The organism is Wolbachia endosymbiont of Madathamugadia hiepei, assembly GCF_013366855.1.
In the GTDB taxonomy this organism is placed as follows: Bacteria; Pseudomonadota; Alphaproteobacteria; order Rickettsiales; family Anaplasmataceae; genus Wolbachia.
This window is the reverse complement of record NZ_WQMP01000030.1, coordinates 1-9,226: the sequence shown is the minus strand read 5'-3', so window position 1 is coordinate 9,226 and position 9,226 is coordinate 1. Positions and strand designations below refer to the sequence as shown.

The 9,226-nt window shown below is 36.0% G+C and carries 10 protein-coding genes, 2 tRNA genes and 2 pseudogenes; 6 read left to right on the top strand and 8 right to left on the bottom strand.

From position 1 onward, the window contains the following. A pseudogene (locus GO685_RS01905) lies at positions 1-235 on the top strand (Rpn family recombination-promoting nuclease/putative transposase); the annotation flags it as partial. Between the two features lie 145 nt (positions 236-380). Here GO685_RS01905 and GO685_RS01900 read toward each other — a convergent pair. Then, positions 381-1,370, bottom strand: a complete 990-nt coding sequence (locus GO685_RS01900; RefSeq protein WP_175937328.1) for a gamma-glutamyl-gamma-aminobutyrate hydrolase family protein — start codon at positions 1,368-1,370, stop codon at positions 381-383. 91 nt (positions 1,371-1,461) lie between these two features. Next, positions 1,462-1,534, bottom strand: a tRNA-Phe gene (locus GO685_RS01895). Between the two features lie 81 nt (positions 1,535-1,615). Here GO685_RS01895 and coaD point away from each other — a divergent pair. Then, positions 1,616-2,122, top strand: coding sequence for a pantetheine-phosphate adenylyltransferase (gene coaD / locus GO685_RS01890; protein WP_175937326.1), 507 nt, complete (start codon positions 1,616-1,618; stop codon positions 2,120-2,122). 65 nt (positions 2,123-2,187) lie between these two features. Further along, positions 2,188-2,442 (top strand): zinc-finger domain-containing protein, encoded by a 255-nt coding sequence (locus GO685_RS01885; RefSeq protein WP_175937325.1) that lies wholly within the window; start codon positions 2,188-2,190, stop codon positions 2,440-2,442. 22 nt (positions 2,443-2,464) lie between these two features. Here the strand turns inward: GO685_RS01885 and GO685_RS01880 are convergent, their stop codons facing one another. Together GO685_RS01880 and uppS are read right to left on the bottom strand one after the other, a co-directional pair. Then, positions 2,465-3,091 (bottom strand): phosphatidate cytidylyltransferase, encoded by a 627-nt coding sequence (locus GO685_RS01880; protein ID WP_175937324.1) that lies wholly within the window; start codon positions 3,089-3,091, stop codon positions 2,465-2,467. Further along, complete coding sequence (uppS, locus tag GO685_RS01875; RefSeq protein ID WP_175937323.1) at positions 3,081-3,776, bottom strand: polyprenyl diphosphate synthase; 696 nt, start codon at positions 3,774-3,776, stop codon at positions 3,081-3,083. Before uppS ends, GO685_RS01880 begins: the two co-directional genes overlap by 11 nt. 154 nt (positions 3,777-3,930) lie before the next feature. Between uppS and GO685_RS01870 the strand changes: the two genes are divergently transcribed. Continuing rightward, entirely contained in the window at positions 3,931-4,083 is a 153-nt protein-coding gene (locus tag GO685_RS01870) for a hypothetical protein (RefSeq protein WP_175937322.1), read from the top strand. A 55-nt stretch (positions 4,084-4,138) separates the two neighbouring features. On the opposite strand, the gene frr is transcribed toward GO685_RS01870, so the two are convergent. The 4 genes and pseudogenes from frr to rpsB form a co-directional block, all read right to left on the bottom strand. After that, positions 4,139-4,696 carry a ribosome recycling factor gene (gene frr / locus GO685_RS01865; RefSeq protein WP_175937321.1) on the bottom strand — a complete coding sequence of 186 codons (558 nt, stop codon included), beginning with the start codon at positions 4,694-4,696 and terminating at the stop codon, positions 4,139-4,141. 10 nt (positions 4,697-4,706) lie between these two features. After that, positions 4,707-5,438: a UMP kinase gene (gene pyrH / locus GO685_RS01860; protein WP_175937320.1), complete on the bottom strand. Its 732-nt coding sequence runs from the start codon at positions 5,436-5,438 to the stop codon at positions 4,707-4,709. Between the two features lie 10 nt (positions 5,439-5,448). Beyond that, positions 5,449-6,318 (bottom strand): translation elongation factor Ts, encoded by an 870-nt coding sequence (gene tsf, locus GO685_RS01855; RefSeq protein WP_175937319.1) that lies wholly within the window; start codon positions 6,316-6,318, stop codon positions 5,449-5,451. Then, positions 6,299-7,147: pseudogene (gene rpsB / locus GO685_RS01850) on the bottom strand (30S ribosomal protein S2). Before rpsB ends, tsf begins: the two are co-directional and overlap by 20 nt. A gap of 180 nt (positions 7,148-7,327) precedes the next feature. Between rpsB and GO685_RS01845 the strand changes: the two are divergent. Next, positions 7,328-7,401: transfer RNA gene (locus GO685_RS01845), tRNA-Asp, on the top strand. A 377-nt stretch (positions 7,402-7,778) separates the two neighbouring features. Continuing rightward, on the top strand, positions 7,779-8,891 hold the full coding sequence (gene mnmA / locus GO685_RS01840; RefSeq protein WP_175937318.1) for a tRNA 2-thiouridine(34) synthase MnmA: 1,113 nt from the start codon (positions 7,779-7,781) through the stop codon (positions 8,889-8,891). Positions 8,892-9,226 lie beyond the last annotated feature (335 nt).

Below are 9,226 nucleotides of genomic sequence, written 5' to 3'. Positions count from 1 at the left end.
AAAGGAGTTCATAGCATATGAACAAGAAATAAAGCGTATCCGTGATGAGAAAGCTATTCTCGCTCAAAAACTTGATGATGCCACTGAAAAAGGCAGAGCGGAGGGGAGAGAGGAAGGAAAAATTGAAGTGGCAAAGGCAATGCTGGCTGATAACGTTGACGTCAACACTATTGTCAAATTTACCGGTCTTTCCATTAGTGAAATTGAAAGAATTGCAAGATTAAAAAACACTTAACTTAACGCAATACAGTAAGTGCTAGAATGACGAAAGAAAAGTGCACTACTGGTTTCTCATACGGTTATACGAGAATCTAATGACTGATATAAATAAACGTGCTTTTTGGTTATTAAAGCTTTAACCAAAGCGTTTATAACGTCCATTAAGCACGATAAAGAAAATCATTTATAATTGCTATGGCAACTAGCGTTGAAACCTGACGAGCCTTGTGATTTGATAAATAGAGATTTTTATCTGACTTCACAACAAGCGCTTCTGGATGACTTTGAAAGTAGATATTACCATGCTTATCTTCAATAGCCTCTATTACCCCATCACTGGAAAATGATGCAACTTTATATCCAAGTAACTCTAACTTTTTTCTGTTTTCCGGCGTATTACTTACTGCTCCTGAATGAGCATCTGGAAAACATGTTGAAAACCAGCCATTTTCGTCAGGTGGTAAAAATTTAGCCACCACCTCTGCTAAACGACTGTTTGGAACAATTTTAATCTGCTGGAGAGGTACACTTTCTTGCTGTGGATTAGGTGCTGATTTTAAATGAGACCTTTGCTTCTCTTCATCACTTACAAGATTTGCCACACTCACTACTTCAATTCCTTTTGCATTTATGATACCTTGTAAACCGCCACATATGCCAAGTAAATGGATTGTAGGATTATCATCTACTATTTTCACAATTGCTTCAGTAACAAGCTGGCGACAAGGAGTAGGAGGAAAAGGTTCAGAGTGTAAATTATAGTAATTTCCTGGAATAAATATCCTATTTATTTTGTGCTCTTTAATAAACTTTGCAACTTCAACTTTTACTCTGTCTAATGTCAGCTTCCTTGCCAGTATTTCATCTTGTTTTGCAAGATTAAGTAACTCTGCCTGAATTTTTTTTAGGCTAATTATCTTATTGTAATCAATTAGTACAGTTTTGACTCCCCAATTATTAAACATCTTGTAGGTATTTTGAGATAAGCCAATCTCATGTGGATATGTTTCTTCTTCTGTTTTCAATAAACCAACAACTATGTCACCATTTATTGAATGCAAATTTTCACTAGTGTCTGCATAAGCAATGCTGCTGAATAACAGAATTACACTTAATAAGATATTAAATACTTTATTATAATATCTATACAACATAATTTACTACACTAATATTCATATAAATATCATAACACATAATAGAGTATTTTGCAACAAGAAGGTAAATTTATTAAGAAAGAAAAAGTGGCCTGAGCAGGAATCGAACCAGCGACACAAGGATTTTCAGTCCTTTGCTCTACCAACTGAGCTATCAGGCCAACCATATACTTTCATTTTTAGATAAAAAATGTTATTATGTCTATCAAAAGTTTTTAAAGTAACTTATGTAAAAATAAAGGATGAGCATTAATAACAGAATAGGAATTTACCCCGGAACATTTGACCCTATAACCTTTGGGCATATTGACATAATAAAAAGAGCATGTAAACTAGTTGATAAATTAATAATCGGTGTTGCAGAAAATGTTAATAAGTACACTGCCTTTGACGTAAAGTTGCGCACAAGCATGGCTAAAAATGAAATTAAAAAACTAGGAATTGGCGCAGATGTTGTATCCTTTAATGGGCTGTTAATGAAGTTTGCTAAAGAGCAGAACGCCTCTGTCATTATTAGAGGACTCAGAGCAGTATCGGATTTTGATTATGAGTTTCAAATGAGTTGGGTAAATTATAAACTTCTTCCTGAAATTGGAACCATATTTCTTCCTGCATCTGAGGATACCCAATTTATTTCATCAAGTTTTGTAAAAGAAATAGCAAGATTAGGAGAAAGTGTCAGCAAATTTGTGCCAGAGGGCGTTCAGAAGGAATTGATTAATCTGAGCAGGATAAGAAGTGAAGAATAATGTTTATTTTCTATTCCCAAACATGTATGTTCAATACATAAAACATTGTAAACTAAAGGAGCAATATGACAGTGAGGGATAATGATATAATAGTTTGTTGTCGTGGTGGTGAGGACGATGATGGTTCTGGTCATCCATTAATATACTTGTATAAAGAAGGAAACGAAACATTCTGTCCTTATTGTAATAAGCCAATGAATGAAGAATTTAAATATGAAGAGTCTGAAGAATCTGAAAGATTTAAATCCAACGAAGAATCTAAATCTGTTGAAGGGTGCATTGTGAAAGCAGTTAATGAAAAGAAGAGAACCCATGGATGAAATAACACTTCATTCTTTTTAGCTAGCTTATATAGATAGCAATAAGGGGAGCAGTGAAAATGAAACTGTCCATACGATCGAGTACTCCTCCATGGCCAGGTATCATACTTCCACTATCTTTCATATTGTAAACTCTTTTAATGAGTGATTCAGTGAAATCGCCAAGTTGTGCTAAAGTAGAAATTGCAAGGCCAACTACTGGAGAATAAAAGACTGAAAATAAACCTAAAAATATTGATCCGAAAATTGTACACACTATTCCAGCTAGGATTGCACCAAGAAGTCCTGACCAAGTTTTTCCAGGACTAATAATTGGACAAATTTTAGCTCCACCAAAATTCTTACCAAATAGGTAGGCAGTAATATCAATGCTCCAAATGGTTAAGATGAGCCATACTAATACATATTTTCCTTGTGACAGGTTATATAGGTATATCAATGAGGCATTTGGTAGTGCAATCAATAGTAATGCGAAAATATATAATATTCTGTTTCCCTGAGTTAGGTTATACCATTCAAAAGAAGATAAAACTGCTATCGAAAAAATTAATAGGTAAAACGATAAATCACTGAAATATGTAGCAAAAGAGAATATAAGCAATATTACTATTGAAGACAGTATTCTAATCACAAAATTATTATTTGCCATATCTTTTTTCTCTTTTCATATAATCTTCTAATGCTTTACCCAGATCTTGATAAGAAAAATCAGGCCACAAAGTATCACAAAAATACAATTCAGCGTAAGCTGCTTGCCACAATAAAAAGTTACTTAACCTTTTTTCACCGCCAGTGCGAATTAACAAATCCAACTTCGGCAAATCTTTAGTATATAGAAATTTTTCAAATTCGTCTTCTGATACATGAGCAATATTTTCTTTCATAATGTTGCGTACAGCATGTATAATCTCTTGCTTTGCTCCGTAGCTGACCGCTACAGTAAGTAATAAACCATCGTTTTTATGTGTTATTTCCTCTGCTTTTCTAATTTGATCAAGTATTTTTTTTGGTAACAAACTTAAATTACCGATAAAACTCAACTTAATATTATAATTGCAAATGAAATTGATTTTATCCTCGTCAGTTAGAACAGAGTAAAATAAACCAAATAGATGGTCAGTTTCTTCTTTAGGCCTAAGCCAATTCTCCATGGAAAATGCGTACAAAGTCAAATAGGGTATGGCTAGGGTTGTGCAATGCTTAGCAATGTCATATGCAACCTCACTACCCTTTCTATAACCATCAATTTTTACCCTCCCTTGGTTGTTTGCCCACCGACCATTGCCATCCATAATGATTGCTAAGTGTTTTGGTAGAGACTCGAGATTCAACATTTAGAGTTCACCCGATGTCATAAAAGTAACTGACACACAGCTATACGAACATTGTACTACCAGGAGGGTGTCATTCCAGTGCCCCGACACTGGAATCCAGAAATTTGATTGCAAGTGAGCACAATGAGCTGATAAGCATAAAAATAGCTGTCTTATGCTAAAACAAACGTCTTTGACGAGATTGTATGAAAAGCTGGATCCCAGTGTCAAGCACTGGGATGACACCTTTGTTTTTGAGGCAAAAATGGCTAACACACTGCCTCCGCGGACAAATGTTCGTACAGTTGCGTGTCAGCTACTCGGATGATATCTTTGCATGTAATTCGTTTTTTTTTACTATTGAAGGCTTCTTTCATATCAACTTAGTGATTCAGCATATCTTTTTCTTTAATAGATAACTCGCTATCAATCTTTTTGATATTATCATCAGTAATATTCTGTATTTCCTTTTTAGCGCTATGAAGATCATCTTCTGAGATTTCTTTACTTTCCTGCATTTTCTCTATTTCTTCCATGATATCTCTACGTATATTTCTAATGGCAACTCGCGCATTCTCAGCAAACTGGTGCAATAATTTCACTAATCTTTCACGGGTTTCTTGCGTTAAATCTGGAAGGGTTATACGTATAGTATTACCTTCGACGACAGGATTTAAATTTAGATTGGCATTCAATATAGCATTTTTTACTTCACCTACAACGCTAATGTCCCAAACTTTAATTGATAATGTTTTATTGTCCGTAACTGAAACACCGGCAACTTGATTCAGTTTTTGATGTCCTCCATAGATATTCACAACTATGCCGTCAAGTAATGATGCACTAGCTCTACCGGTGCGTATACCTTTAATATCATCATGAAAGGACTGAATAGTTTTTAGCATCCTTTCTTTTGTTTGAGTTTTTACTTCATTCAACATAAATTACCTATCATTTATAATCTGAAACTATAGTACAAGTACCACGACCCTTAACAATATTGACTATTTTTTCTTCTTTCAAAGAAAAAACTATAATTGGAACGGAATTCTCACGTGCGAGTGAGATCGCTGACGCATCCATAACTTTTAAATCACGAGTCAACAAATCCATGTAAGAAAGCTTATCATACATTACAGCATCCCCATTTTTTTTCGGATCAGCGGAGTATACACCATTTACTTGTGTACCTTTCAAAATAACATCACAATTCGTTTCAACAGCACGTAAAGCTGCGGCTGTGTCTGTAGTAAAAAATGGATTACCTGTACCTGCCGCAAAGATTACTACTCTACCTTTTTCTAAATGACGAATGGCTTTTCTCCTGATATAAGGTTCGCATATAGTGGCCATGGGTATTGCAGATAGCACCCTAGAGTCCACTAAATTTTTCTCTAAAAAATTTTGTAAAATCAAAGCATTAATTATAGTTGCAAGCATTCCAATATAATCACTGCTTGCTCTTTCACGACCGCTTAAAGATGCAGATGCGCCACGAAAGATATTACCACCACCAACAACAATACATATCTGAACCCCAAGCTTGTGGACATCAGCTACATCTTTGCACAGTTGATCTATAACCTCCATATCATGGCCATAAGGCCGTGATCCCATCAAAGCCTCACCAGAGATTTTAAATAACACCCTGTAGTATTTTATTTCATCTGTTGAGGCAGTCATTTTCAACTATTTAATCTCTGCTACCTAAAATAAGTAACTTATAATCAGATAATTTAACAGTAGAGTTTACACTCGACTCGCTTACTTTGATAAAATCAGAAATTTTCATTTTATCATCCCTTATAAACTTCTGTTCTAGTAAAACAACTTCTTCATAATATTTAGCCATTCGACCATCTACTATTTTCTTTGTCACCTCTTCAGGTTTATTTAAGCTTTTCACCTGTTCTTCAATTATAGAACGTTCATTGCTTAGCTTTACTTGATCTAAGTCATTTATAGAGATGGCTTCGGGCTTCATAGCGACTACGTGCATCGCTATTTGTCTCCCAGCTTCTTGCAACTTTGACTTATCACCGGATGATTGCAGTGCCACTAAAGCACCAGTTTTACCCAGGCCACACACATCACCATGTACATAACCAGCGACAATCCCGTTCTGAGCTTCCAGGTAACAAAGCTTACTCAGCTCTAACTTTTCACCAAGGACAGATGTGCCATTTATGATAGCTTCCTGCACCGTACCAATGCCTTCATATTTGGCATTTTTTAATTCATCAACGCTAGTGCAGCGTTCTTGATAAGCAATTGACGCTAAATTTGAGATTAGCTCTATAAATTTCTCATTTCTTGCAACAAAATCAGTTTCACAATTGAGTTCAATCAATACGCCACGATTTTCAGCCAAATGCATAGCAATTAGACCATCTGAAGTTACCCTATCGAACTTTTTGTCAGCTTTAGCAAGCCCTATTGTACGTAACTTATCAATGGCCTTATTGATATCACCATTACACTCTTCTAACGCTTTTTTACAACCACTTAAACCAAGCCCTGTTCTATTGCGTAGTTCCTTTATGCTATCTGGATTCATCTTCATTTGTTACTACCTCCTTTTCATCTTCTTTATAAATTTTATCGTGCCCCTTTTTAGTCTGTACAATATTATCTCCTTTTTCTTAAATAAACTCATCGCCCTTTATATCACCAACCTTAACTCCAGATCTTGCTAAGCTAGATTCTATTCCAGTCAATATAAAGTCTGCAGCCAACCTACAATAGAGTTCTATTGATTTTCTTGAGTCATCATTCCCTGGCATAGGATAAGTAATATCATCTGGATCAGAGTTAGTATCAAGTACTGCAACTATTGGAATTCCCAATTTTTTCGCCTCTTTAACTGCAATGTGCTCTTTATTAGTATCAATTATGAATAAAATATCCGGAATTGCTCCCATCTCTCTAATGCCACCTAGCGCCTTATCAAGCTTTTGCCTTTTCTTTTCAATATTCCCTAATTCTTTCTTTGTTAAAACGCTATTTTCATCATTTAGTATTTTTTCATATTGAATTAGTGTTTTTATTGAAGAAGAGACAGTTCCCCAGTTAGTAAGCATACCACCAAGCCATCGATAATTTACATAATATTGACCACAACGAACTGCCTCACTTGCAATAATATCCAAAGCTTGAAATTTTGTACCAACAAATAAGATGCGACCACCTTGAGATGCAACTTCATATAAGGCCTTCATTGCCACCTGTAGTAATGGCAACGTCTTTCGCAAATCGATTATATGTATACGATTTTCTTGATGTACCCCATATATGTACGGAGCCATTTTCGCATTCCAGCGACTAATTTTATGACCAAAATGTACGCCAGATCCAGCTAAATCACGTATAGTGACCTCAGGTAAGTTTACCATATTCATTCCTCCAAATAGTTTATCCTCCATGGCATAACCCTAATAGGACTATTTGTATAAGCCATGTGTGAAATCAAATTATTTATATAGTAATATAAAAGGCAACAAAGTGCAAACAAAAAACGTTGACAAAAGACAACATGTTTATTAACTTTAAAGTCAGAAACGCTAAAAGGAAATGGGGGTGTAGCTCAGTTGGTTAGAGCGCATGCCTGTCACGCATGAGGTCGTGAGTTCAAGTCTCATCACTCCCGCATATAACTTCTAGCACAATCTAAATTTGTTATGCTAGTCTTTATTTTACCCTATCCCGGTGTATGGTAGCATAATGAATTGCGGCACAATGTTGGAAAACCTCATTGGACTTTCTGCATAACCTAAACTAATAATAGGACAAATTAAAGGTACCGTCTTGTCAGTCAACAGTGGTGTCATTCCAGCACACGACGCTGGATCCAATTTTTTGGCAAATTCATCAAAAATGTTGTATAATGTACTTGTTTACGATCAATTTTGCTGGATCTCAGTGTCATCTACTTGCATAACATTGTCTGCTAGCCCCTAAATTAAAACATTTGCACAACAACATGTTGGAATGACACAAGGTTTGCGTTTATAAATTAAGCTGATTATGCTAAAAGAATTTGAAATTGAACCTCTGCTCAAAGATAAACCTCCACACCAAACCAAAGCTGTGGTTGCAATGTCTGGTGGAGTTGATAGTTCTGTTGCAGCAGTATTGCTACATCACCTTGGGTACCAAGTAATTGGTGTGACTCTTCAGCTATATGGTAGTGATGGTAATGCTAACGCGAGAAAAGGTGCATGTTGTGCCGGACAGGATATTTACGATGCCAAGCGCGTGGCTGAAAGTACTGGCTTTCCTCATTATATCTTAAACTATGAAGAGATATTCAAAAAGGAAGTGATAGAGGATTTTGCAAATACCTATATGCGTGGAGAAACTCCTATACCATGCGTAAAATGTAATCAAACGGTAAAGTTTCGTGATCTATTGCAAGTTGCAAAAAATCTTAGTGCAGATGTACTAGTTACAGGGCATTACGTGAGAAGGTTGGAAAAGGATGGCGAGGTAAAATTGTGCACAGGCATCGATAAAAGTAAAGATCAAAGTTATTTTCTGTTTGCCACAACAAAGGAGCAGTTGAAGCTTTTGAGATTTCCACTTGGTAAGTTCTATAAAAGTGATGTAAGAAAACTAGCAAAGCATTTTGGTTTGCAAATCTCTGAAAAGCCAGACAGTCAAGATATATGCTTCGTTTCTGAAAGCTATAGTGAAACAATAGCTAAGTTAGCTCCACAGTCTGTGCAGAAAGGCAAGATTGTAGATGTAAATGGAAAAGTGCTGGGCGAGCACAATGGCATAGTAAATTTCACAGTAGGGCAAAGAAAAGGTCTGGGCATTGCACATAGCGAACCTCTCTATGTGATAAAAATTAGTACAGAAAATAATGAGGTCATAGTAGGTCCAGTTAGCGCACTAATGCAAAGAAAAGTGTTGGTCAAGGAGCTGAATTGGCTAGAGCAACCAAAGGAAGGCATGGAAGTAACTGTGAAGCTCCGGTCATCACACGCGGGAAGCTCAGCAACAATATACCCAGCTGCAGAACAAAATAAAGCTTGTGTTATTTTAAATAATGATTATTTTGGTATCAGCCCCGGCCAAGCCTGCGTGGCATATAAAGATGACCAAGTTATCGGCGGTGGGTGGATATGTTCTTAACTAAATGGATATTGCCTATAATTAAGAATAAACATGTTTTATGCTCCTGATTCTATTCCATTTCTTTGAAACTGGCTTAAGAGAACTTGCTTCATGAAATCAGAAGGACTACCTGATGCTTTTGCAGAACTTGTAGGTACATCGCCATTTTTCTCAAGACTCTCAGCTATGATATCTGCAACGCTTTTTCCCCCGAGAAGACAGTTTTTGCCTAGTCTCTGTGAACAAAATTTTAGAGAAGCCGTATGAGAGAACCAACGAAGTTTAAAAAACCCATAAAAACCTCAGCAGTCTTGTCAAATCGAGAAAAAACACCTCTAAAGTTCTTGATTTTT